General features: G+C 39.1%; 28 protein-coding genes, 1 pseudogene and 1 riboswitch. Of the genes and pseudogenes, 7 read left to right on the plus strand and 22 right to left on the minus strand.

Going from position 1 to position 25,863, the window contains the following annotated elements; translation table 11 throughout:
* Nucleotides 1–172: 172 nt before the first annotated feature.
* Nucleotides 173–658 carry a GNAT family N-acetyltransferase gene (locus ACXAE4_RS23245; protein WP_013081920.1) on the minus strand — a complete coding sequence of 162 codons (486 nt, stop codon included), beginning with the start codon at nucleotides 656–658 and terminating at the stop codon, nucleotides 173–175.
* A 178-nt stretch (nucleotides 659–836) separates the two neighbouring features.
* Here ACXAE4_RS23245 and ACXAE4_RS23250 point away from each other — a divergent pair, with 178 nt between their 5' ends.
* Genes ACXAE4_RS23250 through ACXAE4_RS23260 form a run of 3 tightly spaced genes read left to right on the plus strand, consistent with a single transcriptional unit; the run spans nucleotide 837 to nucleotide 3,232 of the window.
* The gene (locus ACXAE4_RS23250; RefSeq protein ID WP_025749730.1) at nucleotides 837–1,064 is read left to right on the plus strand and encodes a FeoA family protein; all 228 of its coding nucleotides are present in this window, start codon (nucleotides 837–839) and stop codon (nucleotides 1,062–1,064) included.
* Entirely contained in the window at nucleotides 1,061–3,031 is a 1,971-nt protein-coding gene (gene feoB / locus ACXAE4_RS23255; protein ID WP_098113719.1) for a ferrous iron transport protein B, read from the plus strand. The genes ACXAE4_RS23250 and feoB overlap by 4 nt, the downstream gene beginning before the upstream one ends.
* A gap of 15 nt (nucleotides 3,032–3,046) precedes the next feature.
* Complete coding sequence (locus tag ACXAE4_RS23260; protein WP_013081918.1) at nucleotides 3,047–3,232, plus strand: FeoB-associated Cys-rich membrane protein; 186 nt, start codon at nucleotides 3,047–3,049, stop codon at nucleotides 3,230–3,232.
* A gap of 43 nt (nucleotides 3,233–3,275) precedes the next feature.
* Here ACXAE4_RS23260 and ACXAE4_RS23265 read toward each other — a convergent pair whose 3' ends face one another.
* Together ACXAE4_RS23265 and ACXAE4_RS23270 are read right to left on the minus strand one after the other, a co-directional pair.
* Nucleotides 3,276–3,599 carry a DUF3243 domain-containing protein gene (locus ACXAE4_RS23265; RefSeq protein ID WP_013081917.1) on the minus strand — a complete coding sequence of 108 codons (324 nt, stop codon included), beginning with the start codon at nucleotides 3,597–3,599 and terminating at the stop codon, nucleotides 3,276–3,278.
* 16 nt (nucleotides 3,600–3,615) lie between these two features.
* Nucleotides 3,616–4,200, minus strand: a complete 585-nt coding sequence (locus tag ACXAE4_RS23270) for a hypothetical protein (RefSeq protein ID WP_475237016.1) — start codon at nucleotides 4,198–4,200, stop codon at nucleotides 3,616–3,618.
* A gap of 261 nt (nucleotides 4,201–4,461) precedes the next feature.
* On the opposite strand from ACXAE4_RS23270, the gene hxlR reads away from it, so the two are divergent.
* The 3 genes from hxlR (at nucleotide 4,462) to hxlB (ending at nucleotide 6,293) form a co-directional block, all read left to right on the plus strand.
* A complete protein-coding gene (gene hxlR / locus ACXAE4_RS23275; protein ID WP_028412158.1) occupies nucleotides 4,462–4,827 on the plus strand; it encodes a transcriptional activator HxlR in 366 nt (121 codons plus the stop codon).
* Between the two features lie 268 nt (nucleotides 4,828–5,095).
* Nucleotides 5,096–5,725 carry a 3-hexulose-6-phosphate synthase gene (gene hxlA, locus ACXAE4_RS23280; protein ID WP_013055599.1) on the plus strand — a complete coding sequence of 210 codons (630 nt, stop codon included), beginning with the start codon at nucleotides 5,096–5,098 and terminating at the stop codon, nucleotides 5,723–5,725.
* Nucleotides 5,726–5,735: 10 nt separating this feature from the next.
* The gene (gene hxlB, locus ACXAE4_RS23285; RefSeq protein ID WP_154989536.1) at nucleotides 5,736–6,293 is read left to right on the plus strand and encodes a 6-phospho-3-hexuloisomerase; all 558 of its coding nucleotides are present in this window, start codon (nucleotides 5,736–5,738) and stop codon (nucleotides 6,291–6,293) included.
* Between the two features lie 113 nt (nucleotides 6,294–6,406).
* Here the strand turns inward: hxlB and ACXAE4_RS23290 are convergent, their stop codons facing one another.
* The 17 genes and pseudogenes from ACXAE4_RS23290 to nei all read right to left on the minus strand — a co-directional run bounded on the left by ACXAE4_RS23290 (nucleotide 6,407) and on the right by nei (nucleotide 22,474).
* Nucleotides 6,407–6,652: a ferredoxin gene (locus tag ACXAE4_RS23290; RefSeq protein WP_028412157.1), complete on the minus strand. Its 246-nt coding sequence runs from the start codon at nucleotides 6,650–6,652 to the stop codon at nucleotides 6,407–6,409.
* An 85-nt stretch (nucleotides 6,653–6,737) separates the two neighbouring features.
* The gene (locus tag ACXAE4_RS23295; protein ID WP_033578153.1) at nucleotides 6,738–7,748 is read right to left on the minus strand and encodes an ABC transporter substrate-binding protein; all 1,011 of its coding nucleotides are present in this window, start codon (nucleotides 7,746–7,748) and stop codon (nucleotides 6,738–6,740) included.
* Nucleotides 7,745–8,488: an ABC transporter permease gene (locus ACXAE4_RS23300; protein ID WP_028412155.1), complete on the minus strand. Its 744-nt coding sequence runs from the start codon at nucleotides 8,486–8,488 to the stop codon at nucleotides 7,745–7,747. The genes ACXAE4_RS23295 and ACXAE4_RS23300 overlap by 4 nt, the downstream gene beginning before the upstream one ends.
* Nucleotides 8,485–9,249, minus strand: a complete 765-nt coding sequence (locus ACXAE4_RS23305; protein ID WP_028412154.1) for an ABC transporter ATP-binding protein — start codon at nucleotides 9,247–9,249, stop codon at nucleotides 8,485–8,487. Before ACXAE4_RS23305 ends, ACXAE4_RS23300 begins: the two co-directional genes overlap by 4 nt.
* A complete protein-coding gene (gene tenA / locus ACXAE4_RS23310) occupies nucleotides 9,242–9,913 on the minus strand; it encodes a thiaminase II (protein WP_028412153.1) in 672 nt (223 codons plus the stop codon). Before tenA ends, ACXAE4_RS23305 begins: the two co-directional genes overlap by 8 nt.
* A gap of 5 nt (nucleotides 9,914–9,918) precedes the next feature.
* Nucleotides 9,919–11,196: an acetylornithine deacetylase gene (locus ACXAE4_RS23315; RefSeq protein ID WP_028412152.1), complete on the minus strand. Its 1,278-nt coding sequence runs from the start codon at nucleotides 11,194–11,196 to the stop codon at nucleotides 9,919–9,921.
* Nucleotides 11,197–11,310: 114 nt separating this feature from the next.
* A riboswitch (TPP riboswitch) is annotated at nucleotides 11,311–11,413 on the minus strand.
* Between the two features lie 179 nt (nucleotides 11,414–11,592).
* Nucleotides 11,593–12,891, minus strand: a complete 1,299-nt coding sequence (locus ACXAE4_RS23320; RefSeq protein ID WP_028412151.1) for an MFS transporter — start codon at nucleotides 12,889–12,891, stop codon at nucleotides 11,593–11,595.
* Nucleotides 12,892–13,001: 110 nt separating this feature from the next.
* The gene (locus tag ACXAE4_RS23325; protein WP_028412150.1) at nucleotides 13,002–13,901 is read right to left on the minus strand and encodes a dihydrodipicolinate synthase family protein; all 900 of its coding nucleotides are present in this window, start codon (nucleotides 13,899–13,901) and stop codon (nucleotides 13,002–13,004) included.
* A 149-nt stretch (nucleotides 13,902–14,050) separates the two neighbouring features.
* A complete protein-coding gene (locus ACXAE4_RS23330) occupies nucleotides 14,051–14,911 on the minus strand; it encodes a LacI family DNA-binding transcriptional regulator (RefSeq protein ID WP_028412149.1) in 861 nt (286 codons plus the stop codon).
* A 12-nt stretch (nucleotides 14,912–14,923) separates the two neighbouring features.
* Nucleotides 14,924–15,064, minus strand: a pseudogene (locus ACXAE4_RS23335) (LacI family DNA-binding transcriptional regulator); the annotation flags it as partial.
* 127 nt (nucleotides 15,065–15,191) lie between these two features.
* Entirely contained in the window at nucleotides 15,192–16,202 is a 1,011-nt protein-coding gene (locus ACXAE4_RS23340; protein WP_028412148.1) for a MupG family TIM beta-alpha barrel fold protein, read from the minus strand.
* Complete coding sequence (locus tag ACXAE4_RS23345) at nucleotides 16,199–17,560, minus strand: PTS transporter subunit EIIC (protein ID WP_033578151.1); 1,362 nt, start codon at nucleotides 17,558–17,560, stop codon at nucleotides 16,199–16,201. The genes ACXAE4_RS23340 and ACXAE4_RS23345 overlap by 4 nt, the downstream gene beginning before the upstream one ends.
* An 89-nt stretch (nucleotides 17,561–17,649) precedes the next feature.
* Nucleotides 17,650–18,504, minus strand: a complete 855-nt coding sequence (locus ACXAE4_RS23350) for a MurR/RpiR family transcriptional regulator (RefSeq protein ID WP_033578150.1) — start codon at nucleotides 18,502–18,504, stop codon at nucleotides 17,650–17,652.
* A gap of 12 nt (nucleotides 18,505–18,516) precedes the next feature.
* Nucleotides 18,517–19,422 (minus strand): N-acetylmuramic acid 6-phosphate etherase, encoded by a 906-nt coding sequence (murQ, locus tag ACXAE4_RS23355; protein WP_098999788.1) that lies wholly within the window; start codon nucleotides 19,420–19,422, stop codon nucleotides 18,517–18,519.
* Between the two features lie 156 nt (nucleotides 19,423–19,578).
* Nucleotides 19,579–20,958, minus strand: a complete 1,380-nt coding sequence (locus tag ACXAE4_RS23360; protein ID WP_289578729.1) for a DUF6612 family protein — start codon at nucleotides 20,956–20,958, stop codon at nucleotides 19,579–19,581.
* A gap of 215 nt (nucleotides 20,959–21,173) precedes the next feature.
* A complete protein-coding gene (locus ACXAE4_RS23365; protein ID WP_013055587.1) occupies nucleotides 21,174–21,551 on the minus strand; it encodes an FAS1-like dehydratase domain-containing protein in 378 nt (125 codons plus the stop codon).
* 104 nt (nucleotides 21,552–21,655) lie between these two features.
* Entirely contained in the window at nucleotides 21,656–22,474 is an 819-nt protein-coding gene (gene nei / locus ACXAE4_RS23370) for an endonuclease VIII (protein ID WP_028412142.1), read from the minus strand.
* A gap of 247 nt (nucleotides 22,475–22,721) precedes the next feature.
* On the opposite strand from nei, the gene ACXAE4_RS23375 reads away from it, so the two are divergent.
* On the plus strand, nucleotides 22,722–23,723 hold the full coding sequence (locus ACXAE4_RS23375; RefSeq protein WP_475237025.1) for a DUF3231 family protein: 1,002 nt from the start codon (nucleotides 22,722–22,724) through the stop codon (nucleotides 23,721–23,723).
* Between the two features lie 26 nt (nucleotides 23,724–23,749).
* Here ACXAE4_RS23375 and ACXAE4_RS23380 read toward each other — a convergent pair whose 3' ends face one another.
* Both ACXAE4_RS23380 and ACXAE4_RS23385 read right to left on the minus strand, forming a co-directional pair.
* Complete coding sequence (locus ACXAE4_RS23380; RefSeq protein ID WP_028412140.1) at nucleotides 23,750–24,766, minus strand: FecCD family ABC transporter permease; 1,017 nt, start codon at nucleotides 24,764–24,766, stop codon at nucleotides 23,750–23,752.
* 6 nt (nucleotides 24,767–24,772) lie between these two features.
* On the minus strand, nucleotides 24,773–25,807 hold the full coding sequence (locus ACXAE4_RS23385; protein ID WP_098999790.1) for a FecCD family ABC transporter permease: 1,035 nt from the start codon (nucleotides 25,805–25,807) through the stop codon (nucleotides 24,773–24,775).
* Between the last annotated feature and the right edge of the window lie 56 nt (nucleotides 25,808–25,863).

Raw genomic sequence — 25,863 nt, forward strand, 5'->3', positions numbered from 1 at the left:
TCCTTACTTCCGCCTGACTGTTTGACCGAAAAACATTTTCGGTCATGAAGTTCTGATTAATGTTACCATATTCACAAGAATAAGGTCAATCGTTATTCTGTAATTAAAAGCTGATTTTAGCAGAAAGTTTAAAATCAGCTTTTTAAGATAACGTTCACACTAAATATCAGGCTCAAATCATGAGTTTCATTCGCATCGTTCTTAATAAATGCCCGTCAAATTCATCATCAAATTCATCCACAAGCTGGAAACCTTTTGATTGATAAAATGCACGGCCTATTCCGTTTTCCCTTTCTACGTTAATGTAAACGATTTTTAATTCCTTCGAGCGCTTCATTCCTTTTTCTAACAATTGCGAACCGATTCCTTTTCCTTGATAAGCAGGCAGTATATAGATAGATCCTAGTTCTATTTCCCCTCTGTTTTGTAGTCGGAAAAAGTTAGCGTATCCTACGATTTTCTCATCAATAGTTGCTACATAAATGAACGAATTACGCAAGCGCCACAGCAGCCTTTTATTGGAGTATGCTTCTGAAAGAAACCGATTCTGAACGCTTCTAGGAATAATTCCTTCATATGTATCATACCAACTCATCTTTGCGACGTATTGAACAGACGTAATATCTTCTTTTCTCATTTTGCGAATGATTACCTCCACTCACATCCCTCCTGACAATTTACTGCTAAAATCGTACATAATTTCACCTGAAAAATATAGTTATAAATATATATTTTTAATTGTAACGCTCTAGAAGCATTGATTGATTTTAGAACCTTATGTATAATCGAGATAGATACAAATTGAAAATGATTATCATTAACAGGAGTGCTGAATGATGAATTTAACTACCGTGAGTATTGGCGACAAAGTAAAAGTTAAAAACATTGAATTTTTAGATAGATCATTAGAACGCCGCCTTCTTTCTTTTGGAGTAAAAAAAGGCTGCGAACTATGCATGAAGCAAAAAACCATCTTAGGAGGACCTTGTATTATTGAATGTCAAGGTCAAATGATTAGCATCCGAAAACGCGATGCGGCCAAAATTGAGGTTGAGACAGCATGAGTACAATTGCACTTTTAGGAAATCCAAACACAGGAAAAACTTCTTTATTCAATATATTAACAGATTCCTATGAATACGTAGGAAACTGGAGCGGTGTAACCGTTGAAAAGAAAGTTGGATCTATTAAAAAGCAAAACAGCCAGCTGGTTGATTTGCCGGGTGTGTATGACTTTACTCCTCTTTCTTCAGATGAAGCAGTGGTAACTAACTTTTTGTTAACCGGAGAATTTAACAGTATGCTGAATATTGTAGACGCTTCTCAGTTTGAAAGAAGCATGCATCTCACTATTCAAGCATTGGAATATGGAAAGCCATTAGTAATCGGCTTAAATATGATTGATGTAGCGGAAAAACGCGGATTGACTTTTAATTTGGAGAAGCTTAGCAAATCATTACATATTCCGGTTTCAGCGATTATTGCCCGTAATGGAAAAGGAATTAATGAGCTGCTCTCTACTTTGAAGCAAGATTTAAAAGCCCCTTCATTTCAATTAAATTATGGGGAAACCGCTGAACAAGCAATTCATATGATTCAAACAAAAGCGGACGTCAGCAGATGGATTGCCATTCAATTCTTAGCGGAAAATAGCGTAATCGAATCAACATTAAAAGAAAAAACGAGTTACTCAGAGCTGCTTGAGCTTCGAAAAGCCGCTGCACAAAAAATAAACAAGCCGCTTAGTGAGCATTTCTTCGACGTGCGTACAGCATTTATTGAACGCATTTCGAGCGAGTGTATCATAAAGGGCAGCGAAACACCTTTAACTTTCACGGATCGAATCGATCGAATTGTGACGCATAAGTGGCTTGGTCTCCCTATTTTTCTTGGCTTAATGTATTTGATTTTTAATATTACGTTTACGTGGATTGGCGTTCCGCTTTCTGATAAACTGGACGGCTTCTTTGGCGGAACGCTTAGTGAAGGCGCTGATTCTCTTTTAAATGCAGCTGGTGCTGCTCCATTTATTCACGATTTAATTGTGGATGGCATTATTGCAGGAGTAGGCGGCGTACTAGTATTTGTACCACAAATTTTTGTCCTGTTCTTTTTCATTTCACTGCTTGAAGATTCAGGATACATGGCTAGAATCGCTGTAGTAATGGATCGTATAATGGAATTTTTCGGTTTGAACGGAAAAGCATTTATTCCGATGATTATTAGCTTTGGATGTAACGTACCGGGGATTATGGCCGCGCGTACAATTGAACAGCGAAAAGAGCGCCTTATGACCATTTTAGTCAATCCATTTATGAGCTGCTCAGCACGTCTTCCTGTATACGCTTTGTTTGTAGGTGCTTTTTTTGTGCAAAACGGAGCAGCTGTGGTGTTTTCTATGTACTTGCTTGGCATTATTTTAGCACTTGTTGTAACGAAAATTTTATCAGTAACGCTTCTTAAAGACGAACAATCAACTTTTATTGTTGAACTTCCTCCTTACCGCGTACCTCAAGCCAAGACTCTTTGGAGAAGCACGTGGGAAAAAGGCCGAAATTTCGTCCGAAAAGCAGGTACGGTTATTTTAGCTGGCTCTGTATTTATCTGGCTATCATCTTACGCTGGCCCTGGCGGTTTTGGAGTAGATATGGAAAATAGCTTTATGGCTATTATTGGAGGTGCTATCGCTCCTCTATTTATCCCTTTAGGTTTTGCGACATGGCAAGCTGTAGCATCACTGATTACAGGCTTCCTAGCGAAAGAAGTGGTTGTTTCAACTATGAGCATCATTTATAAAGTACAAGAAGGACAGCTTGGCGACACAATGAAGACATTCTTTACACCGCTAACAGCCTATACGTTTATGGTGTTTGTTCTTCTTTATGTTCCGTGTCTAGCAACCGTCGCTGTTATTCGACGAGAAACCGGCTCATTAAAATGGACAGCATTTGCTGTGGCCTACCCTTTGGTTGTCGCTTATCTCGTAGCTTTGCTTGTACACACTATTGGAAAAGTACTTGGTTTTTCTTAAAAGGAGTGAATAACATTGATTATTAACATTTTAATTGGGGTTTTGATTTTTGGGTATGCCCTTTATCATATGACAAAATTCTTCCGCAAGAGTACTCAGGGAAAATGTGCAAGCTGCGCACAGCAATCTTCTTGTGCAACGGATGATTGCGGTATTGACTGGGATAAAACGATTCAAGAGGCTCAAAATCAATCATCTTAATACATTAAAAAAGCATCCTGATAGACGGGATGCTTTTTTAATGTTACGCAACTAGTTTTAAAATGAGATGAGAAAGGACTTCCTTTTCCTCTTCACTGCTGACTTTCCATAACTCATGAAGGACTTTTTCTTCTCGGTTTCGAGGCTCCTCATTTTTGGCTAAATAGCTAGCCACTTTTTTTGTAGCAGCTGCTAATTGTTCCTCATTTAACCCGAGCTTTTTACCGACATGAACTTTTTGAGTTAAATAATCAGTAAACGTATCAAAATTCTGCAAAATTGCTTCTTTTTTCTCCGTCCCTAAATTATCTACCGTTTCTTCAATTTTATTCATGTCTTTTGTAGTTCCTTCATTCATTTGACTCACAGTTAACATCTCCTTCTTAGTGAATAGACTGATATGTTCTTTCACGCTCAGATTCTGGTTTTTCGTCCGGCGTCATCTTTTCCTTACTTATTTCAGAAGTTGCATCTTTCACTTTTTCACCAATTTGCTGTAAATCACTTTTAGCATCTTCTACCGTTGATTTTGCATCATGCGTAACGCTTTTCACATCTTCTGCTTGCTTAAAGAAATCTTCATTTACACGCTCGTACAAATGTTTGGCATCATTAATTGCATCTTTTAAAAGATTCGATGCATTTTTCATTTGCTGCACCATTTTTTCTTTTGTTTCTTGAGGGTTCTCTTTTACTTGATTAATCATGTTTGCAGAAGAGTCCTTTAATGTAACGGCTCTTCTTTTAACAGATGAGCGAGTTTTATTATCAAGTAATGTTATACATCCACCTACAACTGCCCCGACAACAACACCTTTTACTAGCTTGCTGCTGTAGCTTTTCCCCGTGGTGCTAACAGCAGCAGTGCTATTAGCTGTCTGTGGATTGTTATTAATTCCTACATCGTTGTTGATGCCTGCGCTGTTGCTTAAAGCAGGGTTTTGTAATTCATATTGGTTTCTTTCCATTTTTACTGCCTCCTTTAGCATCGTTATTGAGTGATTTCCCATCTTTTTTTATATTTAAACAATTGAATTCGTTAAAAATAAAAAACATGACTAAAGGCCACCTTTTATATCTCACTAGTCAAGAATAACTATATAGTAAAAAAAGCTAAATTTTTTAATGGAAAGATACAAGCCGGATTTTTGTAAAAGGATTGTCAGCACCGGTATAATAAGAAGTACTGAAAAAGAAATTTTATACTATTGGTCATAGGGGTGAAACAATTGAGCCAGCTTAATAAGGAATTTAACTGTGAAAAAGAATTAACGCTTGCTATTATCGGCGGAAAATGGAAGATGCTGATACTATGGCACTTAGGACGTGAAGGAACAAAACGGTTCGGGGAACTAAAATCGCTTATTCCTGATATTACGCCGCGCATGCTGGTTAACCAGCTGCGGGAACTGGAAGAAGATCTAATTGTTAACCGTAAAGTTTATCCTGTCGTACCACCTAAAGTCGAATACTCACTTACAAAAGAAGGAGAAAGTTTAATGCCTATTTTAACAGCCATGTACGATTGGGGTAAAAATTACCGTGATACAGTGCTGGTCAATCAAGAACAAAAGGCAGAAACGTTAATTAAATGATGGAAACGAATCCTTCTATTCCATAGTTTTTATTTTTTTATGCGGATGATATTACTCAATATCATCCGCATTTTTAATGAAAATTAAGCGGTTACAAGACTGATATGTCCATTAGTATACTTCTGTATACTATCATTCCCCACACTATTTGTGGGAAAAGTGCGTACTTTTAAGAACCTCAAACTGCGGGTACAATAACTACACCAGCTGCTTTTTATGTAAAAAGGCACAAAAGGTATCTATAGATTTCTGTAAGGAGTGGAGTAGAATGGAATTACAATTAGCATTAGATCTTGTTAATATTTCTCAAGCAAAAGAGGTAGTAAAAGAAGTTGAAGAACATATTGATATCGTGGAAATCGGTACACCTGTTGTAATCAATGAAGGGCTTCGCGCCGTTAAAGAAATTAAAGAAGCATTTCCTAATTTAAAAGTATTAGCTGACCTAAAAATCATGGATGCAGCTGGTTATGAAGTACAGCAAGCTTCTCAAGCTGGAGCAGACATCATTACCATCTTAGGTGTGGCTGAAGATATGTCAATTAAAGGTGCAGTTGAAGAAGCGAAAAAACAAGGTAAAAAAATTCTAGTCGATATGATTGGTGTAAAAGATATTAAAGGACGCGCAAAAGAGCTAGACGAATTTGGCGTTGACTATATCTGCGTACACACAGGATACGATCTTCAAGCAGTTGGTCAAAACTCTTTTGAAGATTTAGTAACAATCAAAAGCGTTGTAAAAAATGCAAAAACAGCCGTTGCTGGCGGCATTAAATTAGAATCTTTACCTGAAGTAGTAAAAGCACAGCCTGATCTTGTTATCGTTGGCGGAGGCATCACGAGCCAAGATGATAAAAAATCAGTTGCTTCTCAAATGAAAGAGCTTATTACAAATTAAGGAGCTTTCTATGCAGACGAGCGAACATTTAAAAACGGTTATGAATGAGCTTTTACAAACAACAGCTCTAATCGCTGACGATGAAGCTGAACAGCTTGTAAATGGCATCATCTCATCTAAAAAAGTGTTTGTCACAGGAGCAGGCCGTTCAGGTCTTATGGGCAAGTCGTTTGCTATGCGTATGATGCATATGGGCATTGATGCTTATGTCATTGGAGAAACCGTGACGTCCACTTTCACGCAGGATGATTTATTAATCATCGGATCAGGTTCTGGCGAAACGAAGAGCTTGATTCCTATTGCTCAAAAAGCAAAAGAACTTGGAGGAAAAGTTGGAGTAGTCACGATTTCCCCCGATTCCACGCTTAGCAAGCTGGCTGACTTCATCGTGAAGCTGCCCGGCGCTCCGAAGGACCAAGAACAAAGCAGTTATCAAACCGTACAGCCTATGGCGTCACTGTTTGAACAAACGCTTCTTCTTTTTTACGATGCGCTGATTCTTCGCTTCATGGAGAAGAAAGAACTTGATACTCATACGATGTACGGAAAGCATGCAAATTTAGAGTAGAAAAAGGTCTTGCCTAGGCAAGACCTTTTTTGTTTTGGAACTTTCTATATAACCAAATATTCACTTATCAGATAACTAAATGTACTTTATCATTATTTATTTTTTCAAAAGCCCTATTCGAATTTTGCTGCATCTCCATAAAACGGCTGCTCTGCAACTTTAATCGAGTCTGTTGGACACCCTTCGTACGCTTCCATCATCTCATCTTGCTGATGTTCAGGAACTTCTTTTGTTCCTTCGTTGTTATCTAATACGGCATAAGCAAGACCTTCTGAATCATAATCATAAAGATCTGGCGCACTCCCTCCACATGCTCCGCAAGCAATACATGTTTCCTTCTCTACTATCGTAAAAGCCATAAAAAACCTCCTTGACCTTTTCACTTTCTCTTTCAGAAAGTTACGTTCAGTATAAGGAGGTTTTTTTAAATTCGTCTTAAATTATTTACTGAGATTCCCCAATATTCTCAAACATCTCATCTACATTTGGCTTTTTCTTAATTAACCCTGACTCTTTTAACCAGTTAACATTTGATTGCCATGATTCTTTCGTTTGACTGCCGAATCCTTGTTCAGACTTCATTTTTGGAAGTAAGATATTCAAACTTTTTGTTTCCACATCTTTTTCAAGCGGGAAGTTTGATTTATCTTGATTATCTAACAAAATTTGAAGTGATTCTTTTGGATGTTTCTCCGTGTATTCATACCCTTTTGTCGCGGCACGCCAAAACGCTTTAATCGTATCAGAATCTTTTGCCCACGTTTGATCCCCTGTAACGGCCACTAGCTCGTAATAAGATGGCACGCCGTAATCTGACGGATCAATGTCAACCGTTTTGTATCCTTTTTTGTGAAGCAATGGTACTTCGTGGTTAATATACGCACCTATTACAGCATCTACTTTTTTGCTAATCAGCGATGAATTTAACTCAAACCCTACGTCTACTAGTTTTACTTTATTCGGATCTCCTCCATCGCTTTTTACCATTTTCTTTAGAACAGATTCACTTAATGGTGTTCCGCTGTATCCTACTACTTTTCCTTCTAAATCTTTAGGACGCTTAATACCGCTATCTTTCAATGCCACAACCCGGTTTAGCGGAGATCTTACAATCGCTCCTACCGACTTTACCGGCACATCTTCATTTGCTCGTGCCATTGCTACATCAGGCTGATAGTAAAGGCCAAGCGTGACTTTCCCTGCAGCTGCTAAATTAAGCGAGTCTGTTGGATTAGCAGGAAATTGTACTTTTACATTCAGCCCTTCTTTTTTGAAATATCCTTTTTCTTGTGCAGCGTAAATGAAGCTGTGCACTGCATTTGGATACCAATCAAGCATAATTGTAACGTCTTTTAATTTTTTACTGTCACCAGCTTTATTTTCCTTGTCCTGACCGCAAGCAGCGAGCATCAAAACAAGCAGCAGGCTTAAGCTAATCGCAAACCATTTTTTCATTCTGTTTTCCTCCACTTTAATGAACGTTTTTCGAAACCTACTACAATAATAAAAAATAAAATACCGAGCGCGGATAAAATCACAATTGGTGCAAATACACCAGCTGCATCAAACTGTGTCATCATGCGACGACTGAAATATCCTAAGCCTGCTTGCGCACCCAACCATTCCCCAATGGCAGCACCTATTATACTAAAGGTAACCGCTACTTTGAGTCCCGAATAAAAATGAGGCAGTGCAGAAGGAATGTTCAACTTAAAGAAAATATCTTTTTTTGTTGCTCCCATCGTTAACATGAGTTCTTTTAACTCTTTGTTTGTAGAACGAAGCCCGTCAAATGTGCTAACGGTAATGGGAAAAAACGTAATTAATACGGTCACAATCACTTTGCTCCAAATGGAGTAGCCAAACCACAGCACAAATACAGGAGCAATGGCAATGGTCGGAATCATTTGTGACGCAATAATAAGCGGATAAAAAGCACGCTCAATAAGCGGACTCCAATTCATCCACACAGCCAGCAGAACCCCTAGCACAACGGATATTACAAGCCCAATTACGACAATAGATAACGTAGCTGGTAAATGCTTAAACAATAAATCCATTCGCAGCTCCCAAAGCTTCGTTAAAATACCGCTGGGCGTTGGTAAAATAAACGGATAGTTTACAATGCGTGCTCCAATTTCCCAAGCAGCCAGCAAAATGACTACTAAAATCACTGAAGCCCCGTACTTTTTCATGTGTTCACCTTCGATCTTAGCTGTTCAATTAAATAATCTTTCACATCAAGCACTCGCTGTTGATTCAGATCTTTTTGCGTTCGAGGTCTGCTAAGCGGCACTTGAATTTCTTCAAGACAACTTACTGGCTTGTCTGAAAAGATAAAAATGCGATCTGATAAAAAAAGCGCTTCATTGACGTCATGAGTGATAAATAAGATGCTATGCTTACGCTTTTGCCATTGGTCAAGCAGCCATTCCTGCATCGATAAACGTGTGATTGCATCAAGTGCACTAAAAGGCTCATCTAAAAGCAGCACGTTAGAACCGCTTAATACCGTCCGAAGAAAAGAAACGCGCTGCTTCATCCCTCCGGATAAATCACTTGGAAAACGGTTTTCATACCCTTTTAGGCCAAACTCTTCAAGCAGCTGAGACACTTGCTTATGAGCACTTGCTTTTGATACATTGTGAAGCTCAAGAGGCAGTGCTGCATTGTCTAGAATCGTACGCCACGGAAGCAGCAAATCTTGCTGCGGCATATAGCCTACTTTTCCTAGTCGCTTTTCATAAGACTTTCCGTTAATCACGATATCGCCTTCACTCTGCTGTTCAAGACCTGTAATGAGACGAAACAACGTACTTTTCCCAGAGCCGCTCGCTCCAACGATACTGACAAACTCGCCTTCTTTCACGTCTAAGTTTAATGATTTTAAAATCGCTTGATCACCGTTCTTGTACGTAAAACTGACGTTTTGAAAAGATAACACAGACCTATTCATGAATTGGCCACATCGCTTCGTTATAAGCCATATCCCAGAACATATACTCAAAACGCGTCGTATTCAAGAAAATTTCTTCAAGCTTTTCTAATTCCACTTCTGATTTATCTTCAGTAAGTGAGTCAAATAAATTGATACACCATGTCGCCAGTTCTCCAAATTCTTCTGAGCTGTACATTTCAATCCACTCACGGTAAAACTCATTGTTAGCTCCAGGCTTTTCACTAAGCTCTTTTCCTATTTCCCAGTAGCTCCACATACAAGGCAAAAGAGCGGCTACTAATTCAGCTAATGTTCCACTTTGACCAACGTGCAGCATATAGTGCGTGTATGCAAGCGTTGTAGGAGATGGCTGCGCTTTTTCTAATTCTTTTTCGCTGATTTCAAATTTCTTGGCATACTCACGGTGCAGACTCATTTCTTCGTTTAATGTAGAATCTAAAAGGGCTGCAAATTTCCCCATCGTTTGAAGATCGGTAGCTTTCATGGCTCCAATCGCAAATAATTTGGCATAATCAATTAGGTAAAGGTAATCTTGAATCATGTAGAAGCGAAACTTCTCCTTTTCAAGCGTTCCATCTCCCATCCCCTGTACGAAGGGATGATTATGATTTTGACGCCAAATAGGCTGCAGCTTTTCGTATAATCGTTCACTAAATTTCATGATGATCACTCCTTATGCGTATGCAGCCACGTATAAATGAACTGCACTATCACTTTTGTATATTGAACAAGCTGATTAATATCTAATTGTTCGTTCACAGCATGTGCATTTGCTAAATTTCCCGGACCGTAAATAGCGGCGGGAATTCCCGCATCAGCTAGCCATCCCCCGTCTGTTACGCTAGTTGACACATCAATTGGAGGCTTTTTCCCTTCCATTTGTTCATGAGTATTTGCAAGCAGCTGCACTCCTGCATGATTTTCATCAATTTCTAATGACGGAAAGATTTCTCCTCTGTCTTCAATCATTGATGTGCCTCCCCATTCAAAGGTTGGCAGATTATCTTTTAACCATGGATCTGCTTTTGCAATAGCTATAATATATTCTTCCACTTCTTTTGATACTTGGTCGTACGATTCATTAGGATAATAGTGAACGGTGATCCACAGCCTGCATTCATCTGCAATAAAAGCAGCATGTCTTCCGCCTTCGATTACTGCTGGATTAATCGTATTTGTCCCTGGCAAAAATCCTGGATAGCTCTTTGTAACAGCCCAGTGACGCTCCAATTCTTGTAGCCCTCCGATCACTTTTGCCATCTTTTCAATAGCGCTTGCGGCTAACAGCCCTCCTCCAGCATGAATCATACTTCGGCGTGTACCGTCATGATAGGTTTTACTGCTTTTTATCGTAATCCATCCCGTGATCACTCCGCCTTGACCTTGAATATGTAAATCACTTGTATCGACTACAAGCGCAAAATCAGCTGTATACCCTTTCTGACAGCATTGCAGCGTACCTGCCTCTCCTACTTCTTCTCCTACAACGGATTCAAAAATCAAGTCTCCTGGCAGCTCGATTCCTGCTTCTGTTAAAAGCTGAACTGCAAATAATGCTCCCGCCAAACCGCCTTTCATATCAGCAACTCCGCGTCCAATTATCATATTGTCTTTCACAACAGCTTCAAACGGATTGGTTTCCCAATTTTCATTTTCTTGTACCTCAGCAACATCCATATGGCCGTTAATAATCAAGCTTTGATAGTCAGCCGATTTTTGTCCTTTTAACGTTCCCACTACGATAGGGTCGTTAGAATATAAGTCCCACATATCAATGGAAAAACCGCAGTTTTTAAGAAAATCCGCTACGTACAGCTGCGCTTCATGAGAATTTCGTGCAGGAGGCGCTGGCGTTTTATACGAAACAAGCGTTGTTAATAACTGGATTAACTCTCCTTTGCGCTCCTCTACCTGTTTGACAAGCAAATCAATTGTTTCTTTCATGTATGACACCTTCCTTTACGCATAAAAAAACACTTCTTTCGCAGGAAAGAAGTGTTTTTGTTTATGTACACAAAATTATTATAACGAGTTCGTAAGGAAATCCCATACAAAACATCCATTACAATACCTCTTTCCTACGCTAGTATTACCTAGTTCAGGTTATAAGGGTTAAGACTTATCGTCTCTCTCAGCTTCGAAAGCACCCCTAGTGGTGTTGTATCTCTATGAAATTAATCTATTATCATATGTTTACCTGTAATAGTTTTATCATAGTAAAGCGTTTTATTCAATAGAAAGGTTCATGATATGGTAATGAAAATAGTTTCCTTTTTAGTAGTAAAAGAAAAAGCACACACCTTTTTCATGCAGTGTGTGCTCTTTGTTTTTGTGACATTACTAGTTAGCTATTGGCTTCTTTAAAAATACGCCATAACTAATAGCACCAATTAAAAGCAGTCCTGCTCCTAACAGGAAAACCGCCGTAAAAGTTCCCGTTGCATCTAATATAAACCCTGTTACGATAGGAGCCATTGCCGCTCCTAGAAATCCACCGAAGTTCTGAATAGCGCCGAGTGAAGCAACTTGTTCCTTTGGTGCAATATCCGCCGCTAGAGTCCAAATGACGCCTGATGGCAGCTGTGACGCGAAGTAGCCAATCGACAATAAGACAATACTTAAGGCTGCATTATCAATAAAAGGAACGGGTGCTACCGATGCTGCGGCTAAGATTGCCCCGCCTACAATTGGTATTTTTCTTGCCGTTACTGCATTAATTCCTTTTCGAATAAATCTATCTGAAATTACACCACCAAGCAACACTCCTATGATTCCTGCTAGAAACGGAATAGCAGCAATCCAGCCCGTTTGTTTTAGGCTAAAACCGCGCTCTGTTTCTAAGTAGCTAGGAAGCCAAGTTAAATAAACCCATATCGTAAACATAATTCCGAAATTCCCGATAATCATAAACCATGTGCTTTTATATTTAAACAGCTGTGACCATTTTGCTTGTGAGGTATGACTGATTTTTATTTCTTCTTTAGGGACAGCTTTCACTTTATTGGCAACATAATCCGGATCTCGGTATATCTTTAGCCAAACAAACATCACAATAAAGCCTGCTGCTCCTATAACAACAAACATTCCTCTCCAACTCATTGTTAAAAGCAGTACCGTTAGAAGTGGCGGAGCAATCGCATTAGCAATTTGAGACCCTGTATTAATAATCGAAGTAGGAAGGCCGCGCTCTTCTTTTTTAAACCATCTTTCCGTCACTTTAATTCCTGAAGTAAAAAAAGGAGACTCCGATACACCAAGAAGCATTCTCATGGCATAAAGAGCAGAATACGTGTTAGTAAATGCACTTGCTACCGTTGCCACAGACCATAGGCCTGATGCCCATGCAAACATTTTTTTCGGCCCGTATTTGTCAACCAGCCAGCCTGCTGGTAGATTTGCTAAGGCATATGGCCAGAGAAAAGCTGAAAGCAAAAGACCCATTTGTGTAGAAGACAGCCCAAACTCTTTGGCAATCGTGGTATTAGCGATGCTTAAATTAGAGCGGTCTAAATAGTTAACAACTGCTCCAATTAGCAATACAATAATAAGCCACCAGCGTATATTCGTCTTTTTTACATCTTGCTTTACAGGACCTAAATCTTTGTTAACGCTTTCATTTAATTTAGATGTAACCGCCATAGAATATCCCTCCATAACCTTAATCGTTATAGTGAATGAGCTGTTTGCTTATTATCAAACAGCCCTGTTCACTAGAAATGCATGAGTTTATTCAGAACATGAACCAATTATTAAACACTGCTCTTTGGACGAATGCTATTTAGTTTATCATCTAATTCTTTGACTTCTTCTTCTGTTAAATCTATTTGAGGAGATCTCATGCCACCAACATCAATGCCTCTCAATTTTAATGCTTCTTTAAAATAAGACATGTTGCTTCCGTTTAAAAGAGCTTCACAATATTGAATAGCAACTTTTTGCATCTTTCTCGCTTTTTCTAAATCATTCGCTTTAAAGGCATTATAAGTCTCTACAAAAGGCTCGGGATAAACGCCCGATACACCGGAGACAACTCCTTCACATCCCATAGCCAGAGCTGCTAAAAATAAACGATCGGTTCCGGGAAGAACAGAAAAGTTTCCATCGTTAATATTTAAATAATCATTTACGCGTAAATAGTCAGGGTAGCTATATTTAATACCAATTACATTCTTGCATGAATCTGCCACTTTTTGAGCTACCTCTGCCGTTAAATCATTGCTTGAACACTGAGGAATATTATATAAATATACGGGAAAATCATTCGGGACACTGTTTGCTACTTTTATAAAATACGTTTCTAGTTCGTTATCGTTTGCTCCAAAGAACATAGGCGTAACTACTCCGATACCGTCGGCGCCAATTTCATAGGCATGTTTTGCAAGCTCAATTGTATCTTCTTCATTCATAGCTCCTACATGTATGAATACGGTTACACGATTAGCCGCTTGTTTCACTACTGTTTCTGCAACTTGCTTTCTTTCTTTGACAGATAGACGAAGCATCTCGCCCGTTGTACCAAGCGGATACAAGCAGTGCACTCCTTTTGAAATTAAAAACTCTGTTAAATTTACTACTTTCTCTAAATCTACTTCACCCGTTTTAGTAAACGGTGTAACCATTGCTGTTGTAACTCCGTATAAATGTTTCATTTCCTTCTCCCCTTTGTTAGTAGTGAATTACTCTATATTTAGTAAAACGTTTTAGTACAACGTTTTACTAATAAAAAAATAAAAAGCTTGCTCTTATATTTTTCTAAATCGGTCTCTTTTTAAAGAGACCTCATGAATGGCATTGCTTTTTATTTGATTCTCGTTGTATTACGATGAATAATTTCCAAATCAAATATCTGTTGGTCCACATCCCCATATGGATCAGAAATTGTTTTAACTAAAAGCTCTCCTGCACAATAGGCCATTTTTTCTACCGGCAAATTGACAGTCGAAAGTTTTGGGTTAGTAAATTTAGAGAACTCTTGGTTATCAAATCCCATCACTTCACAATCAGCTGGCACAGAGATGCCGTAGTCATTAAGAGCAGAAAGAGCTCCTAATGCAACATGATCACTCAAACAAATCACAGCGGTTGGAACTTTTCCTTGTTCAATAAGCTGTTTGATGCTGTCATACCCACCTTGTTCTGTATATGAACAGTAATGGTGACAATACGTAACATCAGTCTGTTCAATTCTATCTGTTACGCCTTTTACTCCTGCTTCTAAAGCCTGTGAAGACACGTCTGGAACTAAAATACTGATATGTTGATGATTATTACGAATAAAATGATCTGCTACCGCTTGGCCCGCTTCATAATTTTTGGATTGTATAACAGAGTATATAGATGATACACGATTAAATAAAACAATCGGAACACCAGGTTTAGATCGGTGAATATAAGCCTCATCAGCTGCCGTTGTATTCGCAATAATCGCTCCGTTAAAATATGAAGATGTTTGAAGACCTTTTACAGAGGAAATACCTTCTTCATTTTGAAACGTTTCGACTAATAATTTAATAGTAGGGCCGCTTTTTAATGAAGCTATGTAGTTTTGAATACCTGTAAGAATGCGTCCCACTAACGATACGCGCGTATCAATTGGCCAAATAAGAGCAATTGTTAGCTGCGCTGATTTGTCTTGTCCCCGCAAGTTACGCGCAGACATATTGGGGATATAGCCTAATTTTTTTGAAGCTGCAATTACACGCAGTTTAGTAGCTTCAGAAATTCTGCTTGCTCCCGGTTTGTTGTTTAAAATGAGGGAGGCAGTCGTAATTGAAACATCTGCTGCTTTTGCAATATCTTTAATTGTAACCAGATGACCATCTCCATTTTTAGTTTAACGTTTTACTAAACTCAGTATAACGCTTTCATTTTAGTTTGACAATTCTTTTTTCTTCCGCTTAAATAAAAAAATGGATTCGATGATGAATCCATTTTTCCTTTTAGACATTGATAAGCTTAAGCTTTTGTCCCGGTCTCACTAATGAAAGCAGCTCATGATCTTCTTCTATTACATATCCAATCACATTCACATTAGCATTTGCAGGCAAATTCCTTTTAGCTATTTGAACCTCTCCTCTGTAACGTCCGTAGCCATCATTGTCCATTGTAATTGCTCCGATTCCGCGCTCGACTGTATGATATGGCGGCACTGGTTCTACAGATCGTGTATCCACCAAACGCAGAACGTCTCTTGATATATCCGGACGCACGCTGTACGTTCCCTGTATATGAGGTGAACGAATGCGTAGCGGAATAATGCGGTTTTCTTGATATTGAACTAAACGTTTTAATAAACTTGAACTGGCGTATGGATCTCCAATATAAACCTCCGTTACTCCGCATCCGTATAAATCTACTGCAGAGGTAAAAGGACATTTATTACGGTCTTTTTCTCTAGTAGGAAGACCTTGATAAATAGGACCTCTTTTTTCGCCTTCTCCAGGAATATAAGCACACACTGGAACACGAAGTTCATTGAATAAATCTGTCTGCTGTTGAAAAAACGTTTCTTCAAGCCCTGTTTCAGGCCGCGGATAAAAATTATGCCAAGCAAGCAGCTGATGATGATGAAGGCCTGCAGATAACAGCGCTTCTATTTCTAGTTTTGACACTGTACTTGCATTAAGGGCAATATAAAATTCATCCGCAAGTAAAATCGTTTCTTCTACGCTAAAGCCATCGTCTAGTCTAATACCAGATACGCCAAGTGAAGATAGAGTCATAAGGCTTTCGATACCTAAATGAACCGGTGTATGCTTAGATACATCTGCATACACGCTTATTCCACAATCTCTAGCCACATGAAGCAATTCTTTTGCCCGTTCAGCCAAATCTCCTTTTTCCTCTGGAATGTGAAGTGAAGTGAATGCGCGTGTAACGCCGCATTCACTCGCTTCTACTAATCTTTGTTTGGCATCTCTATCGTTCAAATAAAACGAAATGCCAATCATTCAAACTCCCTCGCCATTTCATCGTTAAATCCAAAGAAATAGGTACAAATAAAGCCTGCTGCGTAAGCAATAACTAATCCAAGTAAATAAAGAAGAATTTGATGCGCATGAACTAAAAACGTAAGCGGCAAACCCGATACTCCCACTGCTACAGTTGCAATATGGAAGTGCGCCTGAAACGCTCCGCCGATTCCAGCTCCAAGACAAGCGGTTAAAAATGGACGCCCTAAAGGAAGTGTGACTCCAAAAATAAGCGGCTCTCCGATTCCCAGCAGCCCTGAAGGAAGTGCGCCTCCAATTGCTCGCTTTAAGCGTTTTTTCTTTGTTTTGATATAAATAGCAAAAGCTGCACCAACCTGACCGGCTCCGCCCATTGCTAGTATAGGAAGAAGCGGATCATCTCCAATCGAATTAATAAGCTCTAAATGGACCGGAGTAAGACCTTGATGCAGTCCTGTAATAACGAGCGGCAAAAACGTTGCCCCTAAAACAAAGCCTGCTACAACTCCTCCAACCTCTAAAACTCCTAAAAGACCTTTTGTGATTCCATCTGAAATGAAGCCGCCGATTGGCATGAATACCACATACGTAATAATTCCTGTAATTAACACCGTAACGGTTGGTGTAATAATAATATCCAGTGACTGTGGGACAAATTTACGTACTCGTTTTTCTAACACGGCCATAAAGATTGCTGCAAGCAGCACTCCTATTAAGCCCCCACGCCCCGGCAAAAGTGCTTCACCAAAAAGTTTAATATCAGCTACGGCAGGATTAATGACTAAAATGCCTGCTAAGCCTCCTAGAGCTGGCGAACCACCAAATTCTTTTGCTGCATTAATACCTACTAAAATACCCAGATAGGCAAATAAACCGCTTCCGATAACGGTTAAAAGAATAGCAATCTGTGAATCTGCCGGAAGCCACTTCGCCTGCACAGCTGCTTTTGTCACTCCGGTAATAAGTCCAGATGCTACAAGAGCAGGTATCAACGGAATAAAAATACTTGCAATTCGGCGAAGCAACAGCTTAAACGGAGTTGCATTTTTTTCTTTCAGCTCCGATTTCCGCTGTGCTGCACGATCTTCTAAGTTAATACCGCCGGATTCATCAATTAACTTTCCAAATTCTTCTGTTACTTTGTTCACTTTGCCCGGCCCAATAATGATTTGCAGCGTTTCTTCTTCCACTAATCCGAGCACGCCTTCAAGTTTTCGTATATCTGCCTTTTTAACAATTGAATCATCTTTTATAGTCACACGCAGCCGCGTCATACAATGCGTATACGCTTCAATATTGGATGCTCCCCCAAGCATCTCCAAAACAGCCTTTGCTAATTGATGATTATCTAAAGACATGTTAATCCCCCTTTGTATTTTCCTCTTAGATGGATACGCCACTGAGGAAACAGACCACAAAATCCCCTTTTTGTAATCGTTTTCTTTTTTTATTTCTTATCTTTCAAAAACTGAATGGCATCTCTTGTTTTGTCAATATACTCAATCGTCTGGTCGTACTGCTGCGCTGCAATACTTAAAAATAAAACATCAATCACATAAAGCTGGGCTAAACGAGACGATGTTGCTGCGCTTCGAAACGGCGCTTCTTGAGAATAAGACGTATACAAACAAATATCTGCTAAAGACGAAACGGTAGACTGTCCGTACTTAGTTAAGCTAATCGTCTTTACTCCGCGATTTTTAGCTAAAGATAAGACGTTGCTTACTTCAGGAGTCTCTCCTGAAAAAGAAATACCCACAACTACATCGTCTTTACTTGCATTTGCGATGAGTGTAGCTGCTAAATGGCTATCCGCAAAAGCCGTCGCATTTTTATTAATTCGAAGAAATTTTTGCTGCGCATCTATAGCAATAATATGTGAGGCACCAATTCCGAAAAAATGAATGTTTTTTGCTCCAATCAGCGCCAAAACAGCTCGCTCTACTTCTTTATAATTCACAAGCTCAGCCGTATCACTTAGACTTTGAATGCTGTTGCTTGCTGTTTTTTTGACAATAGATTGAATCGTTTCGTTTGTTTCAATATCGCGGTATCCTTGTTCTGTATCTTTAGCTAAATCACCTGCTACTCTTACCTTTAATTCTTGAAAGCCGCTAACCCCGATAGATTTACACAAACGAATAACAGCGGCACTGCTCGCATTCGCTAGTCTTCCTAGTTCCCCAGCCGTACTGTTTACCACAGTATGCGGGTTGTTTAAAATATATTCAGCAATTTTCCTCTCCGAATCCGGAAGCTTAGCCACCGTGTTTTTAATCATTGTTAATCCGCCTGTTGACATCGTTTCTCTCCTTTATACGTAATGTTCAATCGCTTTTCTCACATAACCCCCCGCATTATTCAGTAACGTCTTTGCGGTATCGTAATTTTCATTTGTTTTGATCATAACCACTGCTGTTTTTACCTCATTATTTGCTTCTTCAAGCGTTTGACTTGCTTGCTCATAAGAAACACCTGTAATTTTACAAATAATACCTATCGCTCGTTCCTTAAGCTTTTCATTACTCACATGAACATCTATCATTAAGTTTTCATACGCTTTTCCTACTTTGATCATAGCCGCGGTAGAAATCATGTTGAGAATCATTTTATGAGCGCTTGCTGCTTTTAACCTTGTGGAACCTGTTAGCACTTCTGGACCTACTACTACCTCGATGCTATGATCTGCTTCTTTTCCAATAAGTGAATTACCATTGCAAGACAGCGCCACTGTTTTAGCTTTTACAGATTTTGCATATTTCAATGCACCAATCACATAAGGCGTACGTCCGCTTGCAGCAATTCCAATGACTGTGTCTCGTTCATTTAAATGTATTTTTTGTAAATCTGCTGCTCCCAATTCTTCTTTATCTTCTGCACCTTCAACTGCTTTCACAAATGCTTTTTCTCCTCCAGCCATCAGTCCCTGTACCTGATTGGGATTGGTACTGAAAGTAGGCGGGCATTCAACAGCATCCAATACTCCCAGCCGTCCGCTTGTTCCTGCTCCGACATAAATAAGCCGCCCTTCCTTTTGAAACGATTCGCTTACAAACTCAACTGCTACCTCTACGTCTGGAAGTACCTCTTGCACAGCCAGCGCCACTTTTTGATCTTCTTTATTCATTACGTTTAAAATTTCTTTTGTACTAGCCGTATCTATCTTCATGGTCTGCTCGTTTTGAGACTCTGTTGTTAATAACGTAAGCTGTTCATTCATCTTTTCGGCTCCTTTTTCATCATGTAGTGAAGTTATGGTTATTATAATTCGTTTAAAATATAATTTCAATTATTTATTTTATTTTTTAAAATTATATTTTAAAACAACATAAAAAAAGATTTCAGGCATATAGCTGAAATCCTTTTTTATGTCTATTTATGATTGTTGAGAAAATGTTAACAGATACTCATCTTGCATTAAAACTTCGTAATCTTTTTCACCATTTCTTACGACGTGTACAGGGACTGTTTTTGCCGGAAGTAATTCAACTGGCTCACGATAGCGTTTTGCTACTCCGTCAATAAGTTCGTTTACTAACTGCTCGTTACTCAGCTCACCCGCCTGATATTTTTCTGCAAGTGGTGTCATGACTTCCGCTAATACACTTGCATCGTTAAATCCTTGAATTTCGACTTGTACGACGTACGCACCATCTTCAGCACTATACGCTGCATCTTTAATGGTATATTTTGTAGATGAAAGAGCTTTTAGAAAAGCGCTGCTTACTTCGTTTAACTGCTCATCGGTTATATTTGAGCTCAATGATGATAAAGCCCCTTTAAAATTCGTTTCAAAAAACTCTACAAACGAACTCTTTTGGAACTCCCCTTTTTCTTTTACCTGTTTCTTATCTTGCTGATTCGGATGTTTAGCAACAAATTGATCTGTATTTTGATAAACAGTGGCTTGAATTAAAGCATCCACGTATTGTCCCGCTTCCTTGGCATAGGCAGCCTGCTTTTCTTTACTTGGCGTTTCGGTGCTGCTACCATTAGAAGCAGCAGCGGCTTTTGCTTCCACTTTTGGTTTTGTTACATTGTCTAATTGGTTATATGTATACGTATACGTTTGCTTAGACTTTGAGTTTTCTGTTTTTCCGTCTACTTTAACTGAATACGACTGATTTTTTACTACTTTCTTTATTTGCTTCGTTTCTTTATCAATTGTCACAATAAGCGAAAAATCTTTTCCTTTAATTTGGTCAAGGTCTACAGCAGTATCGCTGCCTTGATTTGTTATTTTATAATAAGCTTTAGCATCACCTGCTACAATTTTTTGCTTTTTGTCTTTGTCTCCGTTAAATGTTAATACATACTCTTTGTCTTTTTCGGTGACGTCAAATTCATTTGGAAGATTTTTATCATATTTTTGGTAGTAGCGTATTGGATTTTGTTGAAGCTCCCTAGCGTTATTAATTAAAGCCTTAACGTACTTTTTTTCTTCTCCCTGTACTTTTGTGCTTTCTTCTCCAGCCACAGCTAACGTTTCATCACCGTCATGATACATCTTCAATTCTTCGCCGTTCATTTTTGTGTTAATGTAACCTGCTTTACTTTTAAAATCAAACTCTTGTACTCCGTTGACTTTGTAATTAGACGACCCTTCTTCTTTCCCGTTGACTTTCACTTGAACATTTTTCACCTTTTCTTGTGCTTCTTTCACGTCACCCGTTAATTCCTCTGAAGACGGCATCCCACATGCCGAAAGCAATAGAGCGAATGATAGTGCTAAGCCGGTATTCATTATTTTTTTCATCTAAGAAACTCCTTTTTAAATATTTTTCCAAAAATAAGAATCTATGTACTTAGTAAATACACATTTTTACCATTTATGAAACTCAACTTTACTAAATTACCATATTTACATTTAAATGGTAACCAACAAAAGAAGGAAATTGAACAATAAAAAAGCCACGAATCTGTGACTTTTTTAACAACCTTCATAACTTATTTTTTGTTAGCGCTTTTATTTCAATCTCTTATAATTCCATTACTTGTCCCTATCAGTACTTCTTTACCTTGTTGATTTCGATACACTGATTTGATTTTCACTTTTTGAAAACCATCTGCTTTTTCTACTTCAGTTAATATACATTCACAGGTAACTGTATCTCCTGCAAAAACTGGACGAAGAAATTCACTCACCATTTCTCTTGCAATGTAGTTTAAGTCTCCCCCTATCTTTGTCCCAATACTAGCAGTCATAAGCCCATGTACCATTAGCCGCCCTTTTTCGTCACGTTCTATATGATGTTTGCCCCGGTCTCCAGTCATCTCCGCAAACTGCATGATTTCTTCCTCTTGAAACGTTCTTTGCCACGTAAATGTATCTCCTGCTTTACATTCCATCTTATCCCTCCCCTTAAGATTATGACTTTACTTTTTAACTATATCACAAAAATGAACGTTCATTCATTTTCACATCAAAAAAATAGCAGAATAAATATATCCTGCTATTTCTGACAAGTAGGACAGTAATAAAGCCTTCTAGAAGCAGCTTGGACTTTTAGAATAGGCGTGCCGTCAATTCGACAAGCTTCTCCTTCACGGTTAAAAACCCAGTGGCGGTATGCAGAGCGCTTTTGCCCTTTCTTTTTTAACGATTCAGCAAGCTTTACATCATTTGTAATGCCACCTGTTTTATAGGACTGTTTTACAAGAGAAATGGTTGCTTCAGCTGCCTTTTTAAGCTGTTCTTCCGTGCAGTCTATGGGACGAGCTGCAGGGTTAATTCCCGCTACAAATAGGATTTCACTGCGCAAGTAATTGCCAATCCCAGCTATAAAGCTTTGGTCTAGCAGCAGCGATGCCCACTTTCTACGATAAAATGGTTTAGAATAAAAACGGTCTAAAAGCTCACCTGCCGTTACTTCTTCACTTAAGATATCAGGACCAACCCTTGATACAAAAGGATGAGCTGGAACTTCTTCATCACGCAATACTTCAATATCAGAAGCGCTATAAAGCAGCGCTGATTTTTTTTCATTATGAATTGCAAGGCGCAGCTGTCTGTTTGTAGATGGATAATTGTAAGATGAACGAACATACCATTTTCCATAAAGCTGATTATGTGAGTAAATGGTATAGCCGTTGTCAAAACGAATAAGCATAGCTTTTCCTTTTGTATCTACTCTCTCAATACGAGCTCCTGTTAATACTTCTTCATAATGTTGCAAAGATGGAAAAGCAAACCATATCTCGCGAACAGGAAGACCGATAATCGCTTTTTCCACTTCGTCGGCTGCTCGTCTAATTTCTGGACCTTCTGGCATATAATGAAACTCCTTTCTTGCCTAACTTTCTTCATTTATTATTTCGGTTTTATTTCTGCTTTGCAAGAAAGAAGCGGCTGCGCCCTTCTTTTGCTAAAAGAACCTTTAAATTATGCATGACGTTTACTCTTATAGTAAAATGTTGATAACTTTTTTACTTTCTATAGTGTTTATCTTACTTCCTTTGACTTATACTAGTTGGTAACCTTTTAGAAACTTGTTAATTACTTAGCATGAGGAGTTTATTATGAATAATCAATCATTTTCTCCACTATCAGCCGCTGAGATGGCTGTTATTTGGAAGCAATATATGAACGATAAAGCGATTTCTTGTATGCTCAAACAATTTCTTTGTCATGTAGACGATTTAGAGATTCAAAAAGCGATTCAAGGTACACTGCATATCACAACAAAAAACAGTGATGCGCTCACTGCTATCTTTTTAAAAGAAAATATGCCAATCCCGCTTGGTTTCGGAGAAGAAGACCTTGACGCTGAAGCTCCAAAATTATTTTCGGATTCTTTTTATTTGCTTTATTTAAAGCATATTTCAAATGTCCTTCTGCTGTCAGCAACTACGGGCGTCGATGTTGCCGCAAGAAATGATGTACGATCTTTTTTTCGCAGCTTGCTGTTAAAAGCAGAAAAGCTTAACCAAACGATTACAGATTTGTTGTTAGAAAAACAAATTTTTATAGAACTGCCTCCCATTCCTATTGCAGATGCGTCTGATATGAACGATAAAGAACTCTTCTTAGGAAGCTATTTTGATGAAAAGCGGCCGTTAACCGTCATTGAAATTTCTCATATCGTGTCAAGCATACAGACGAACTTAATTGCAAAGGATTTAATTTTAGGGTTTGCTCAAACAGCTCCTTCTCAGGACATTCAGGCTTTTTTATTAAAGGGTAGAGAGCTTGTGCAGCAGCATATTGAATCCCTGTCACAACCGCTAATGGTAGAAAACATACCGGTCACAATGAAGTGGGATTACGGAGTAGAAAAGTCTTCTGTTCCTCCATTTTCAGAAAAACTCATGATGTTTCACCTAGCTGCGATGATTACTGAAAATGTACGTGGCTACGGGCTTGCGATGTCAACAAGCCCCCGTTTACATTTCGCTTTAAACTATACAAACTTCACGACTGAAATTTTGGAGTATGCCAAAGAAGTATCAAGAATAAGTATTGAACAAGGATGGCTAGAAGAGCCTCCGCATATTCCATTTCCCAAAATTCACTTGGAATAAAAATAAGCTCGCGCTAAAGCGCGAGCTTATTTTTTAGATTCTCTCCACAGTAAATAAAGAAAATACGGAGCGCCGATAATGCCAATGATTAATCCGGCCGGAATTTCAATCGGAGGAGCAATTCCTCTCCCAATCAAATCTGCTGCTAGTACAAACAAAGCTCCAAGTAAAGCGGCTGTAGGAATCAGTTGTTTATGTCTCGGTCCCACTAACCGTTTGGCCACATGAGGAATAATAAGCCCTACAAAGCCAATGGTGCCAACAACCGATACAACAGCAGCCGTCATTGCCACTGCGCTTGCTAGTAATACTAGACGAATTAACTCTACTCTAGCCCCTAGCCCCCTAGCCACTTCATCGCCTAAATGAATTAAATCTAACCGAGCAGCTAACAGCCAAATCAGCGGTACTAGTATAACGACCCACGGAAGTAAACCAATCAATTGATCCCATGTTCTTCCCCATAAGCTGCCGCTCAGCCAAATGAGTGCTGCGTTTACGTTTGGATTTGCTTTTGAAATTAACAAGTGAATACCGGATGAACAAAAAGCGCTGACCGCTACACCTATTAACGCAAATCGAATAGGTTCTACTCCTTTTTTATAAGCAAGCAAATAGACGATTACGAAGACAAAGGAGCCTCCTGCAAACGCAGCGACTGATAAAACAGACGGACTTGCTAAAGGCAGTAAAATAGTGACTGCGACAGCAGCTAACCCTGATCCGCTTGAAAGACCTAATGTATCGGGACTAGCGAGCGGATTTCTCATAATAGACTGTACGACGACTCCGGACACAGCTAGGCCGATCCCGGTTAAAATAGCCAGCAAAATACGAGGCAGGCGAAATTCTACCAAAATAGACGTCAAGTCAGGATCGCCAATGCCAATAAAAGACGTAATAATATCTAAAGGAGGTATGTTAATGTCTCCTAAGCTAAGGCTTATCACGCTCAGCGCTATAATTAAGACAGAAAGAATGATAAACAGGCCGACAGACTTGAATCGAGATGGCTGCTTTTTTGTTTTATTGACAGTCTGCATATATACTCATGCCTTCCTTTCTGTTTTTTTGCGTCTCGCTAAGTAAATAAAGTACGGTGTTCCAAGCAATGCTGTTACTGCACCTACAGGGGTCTCATACGGGTATGTAATAAATCGCGACAATACGTCTGCTAATAGTAATAAAGATGCACCAAGCAGCGCGCTCATTGGCAAAACAACTCGGTAATCTACACCTATTAAATAACGCACCATATGGGGAACAACAAGCCCTACAAAGCCAATGGGACCCGCAATCGCCACTGAAACACCTGCTAATACAATCACAACAACTGCAGTGAACGCTCTAATGGCAAAGACTCGCTGCCCGAGTCCTCTAGCTACATCATCTCCTAAAGATAACAAAGAAGACGCTCTTCCCAGACCAAACGCAACAAGCAGACCTACAATGCTAAAAGGAAGCAACACGTGAACATGTCCCCAGTCCCGCCCAATAACTGAGCCGGTGAGCCAGAACATAACGCCTTCTGTTTTGCTTTCATTAAAAATTAGCAGCGTTTGTGTAAGAGACATAAGCATACCTTGTATAGCGACACCCGTTAAAGCAAGCTTTACATCGCTGTCTCCTCCTTTAATCAACGAACTCATGACGTAGACAATAACAGCAGCAAAGGCGCCTCCTAAAAATGCTCCAAACACCCCGCCAATCATGCTTACACCTGGCACTAAAACCGTTAAAAATACCATTGCCGCTGATGCCCCGGCATTAATACCAAAAATACCAGGAGAAGCTAATGGGTTTCTAGTTAATGCTTGCATCAACGCTCCGGCGACAGCCAAATTAGCACCAACAAATGCCGTGACCAATAAGCGAGGCATGCGGACAGTTTGAATAATTGATTGTTCTTTTGATCCGTCAAAATCTAGTAAAGCTTGCTTAATCGTCCCAAAAGAAATATGTATAGAACCGATGGAAATAGATAAAAACATAGAAATCAGTAAAAGAATGATAACAGCAAGAAAAATAGCTATTATGCGAAGTGGAGATTTGTTTCTTTTGGATAAACCGTGAACAGCTTTCATAGTAGACTGCGCCTCCTTCCATTTGAAAGTTCAATAAAAAGAAAAAAACAACCCCG

It is taken from the genome of Priestia sp. ABM2_011 (assembly GCF_056158845.1).